This window comes from Dietzia cercidiphylli, from assembly GCF_014145145.1.
GTDB lineage: Bacteria > Actinomycetota > Actinomycetes > Mycobacteriales > Mycobacteriaceae > Dietzia > Dietzia natronolimnaea.
Genome location: NZ_JAALEA010000111.1, coordinates 1 through 1,148 on the forward strand (window position 1 = coordinate 1; position 1,148 = coordinate 1,148).

Annotated in this window: 1 protein-coding gene; it reads right to left on the bottom strand. The window is 70.7% G+C overall.

What is annotated here, in order from left to right:
• The coding region (locus tag G6028_RS04825; protein WP_182658213.1) for a cytochrome P450 at nucleotides 1–1,049 on the bottom strand (1,049 nt) is incomplete at its 3' end.
• Nucleotides 1,050–1,148: the final 99 nt, after the last annotated feature.

Genomic DNA, 1,148 nt, shown 5'->3' on the forward strand with positions numbered 1-1,148 from the left:
TCGCGGTTGGCCGAGCCGTAGAGCATCATCACCTTCTCCCCCGCCGGGATCGTCACCCCGCCCACCGTCACCTCACGGATGGTCGTCCGCGCGAGCGCCTGCACGCTGGACTCGAAGCGCAGGCACTCCGAGAGCGCGCCGGGGATCAGCCCCGGGTCCGCCACGAGCAGCTCCCGCTGCGGCGGGTGCTCGTCGAGCAGCGCGACGGTGTGCGAGATGAGATTGCCGGTGGTGTCGTTGCCGCCCGCCACGATCACGAAGCAGAACCCCAGGATGTCCCAGTCGTCCAGCCTCTCGCCGTCGATCTCGGCCTGCGTCAGGGCGGAGACGAGGTCTTCTCCCGGGCTCGTGCGCCGCTCGGCGATGAGCTCCCCGAAGTAGGCGAACATCTCCGCCACCGCCGCCGCCGCTCCGCCCTCGAGGCCCGCCGGACGGAATCCCTCCTCCTGCAGGGTCGTCAGCGCGCTGACCCACGGGCCGAACCGGGGGCGGTCCGCTGCCGGCAGGTCGAACAGCTGGGCCAGCACGAAAGTGGGGATCTGCGAGCTGAAGTCCCGGTGCAGATCGACCACCTCGTCGTCGTCGTCCCTCTCGGCCATCTCGGCCAGGCGCCCACGGACGAAGTCGCGGATCTGCGGCTCGGTCTCCGCGACCCGCTTCGGGGAGAACGCCTTGGCCAGCAGCCGCCGCTTCCCGGTGTGCTCCGGCGGGTCCATCATGACGATGGTCGGCGCCAGCCCCAGCTTCTCGATCTCGTCGCGGTAGAAGGTCAGACCGCTGGCGGAGGAGAACGCCTCCGGGTCGCAGACCGCCGCGTCGACATCGGCGTAGCGGGACAGCGCCCAGAAGTCCGGGCGGGCCGCGGTGCCGTCCCCGCGGTGGAAGTGGACCGGGTCCGTCTCGCGCAACCGCCGGTAGCCGGGATAGGGATCGGCCAGGTGCGCGGGATCGAAGGGGTCGAAGGCGGGGCCCGTGGTGGTCGGGGCTGGCTCGGTCGGGGCAGGCTCGGTCGGGGCCGGCTCGCGGGTGGGAAGAACTGGGCGGGTCATGGCCACATTTAACACGTGCTGTTAGAAATTGGGAAGAGGCGATCTACACTCGGGCGGGTGCCCCGCTCCACCGCGATCTCACGCCAGTCCCGATCGACC